The organism is Agrobacterium sp. MCAB5, assembly GCF_052114365.1.
Lineage (GTDB): Bacteria > Pseudomonadota > Alphaproteobacteria > Rhizobiales > Rhizobiaceae > Agrobacterium > Agrobacterium tumefaciens.
The window spans coordinates 1-437 of sequence record NZ_JBFREP010000270.1 but is presented as its reverse complement, the minus strand read 5'-3'; the positions used below and the strand labels follow the sequence as shown (position 1 = coordinate 437).

At 60.9% G+C, this 437-nt stretch carries 1 protein-coding gene; it reads right to left on the bottom strand.

Going from position 1 to position 437, the window contains the following annotated elements:
* Positions 1–85: 85 nt before the first annotated feature.
* Positions 86–437, bottom strand: a 352-nt coding sequence (locus AB4Z23_RS28580) for an SDR family oxidoreductase (protein WP_441361320.1), incomplete at its 5' end; no start/stop codon positions are given.

The window sequence follows — 437 nt, the reverse complement described above, 5'->3', positions numbered from 1 at the left end:
GAGGGACCTCCGCAGCCCATGCGCGCCCAAATTCCGCGTTATCACCTACAGGACAGAGCGGCGAGGCACCGCCTCGTATTAATGCTCAGGCACTGATGCCGCCATCGACGAGAATGCCTGAGCCGGTGATGTAGGCTGCACCGGGCCCCGCAAGAAAGGCGACGGCCTCAGCGACTTCTCTGGTTTTACCATATCGAGCAATCGACAGGTTTGGCAGAATAGCGGCTGCAAGCGCGCCATCGGCAGGGTTCATGTCAGTATCAATCGGACCTGGTCGAACCAGATTGACGGTAATTTCCCGAGAGCCCAGCTCACGTGCGAGACCGCGCGTGAAGCTTTCCAGCGCAGACTTGGTCGCGGCATAGACCGCGATCCCCGCGAACGGCACAGCCAGACCCGCATTGCTGCCGGTACTGATGATGCGACCTCCGTTGGGG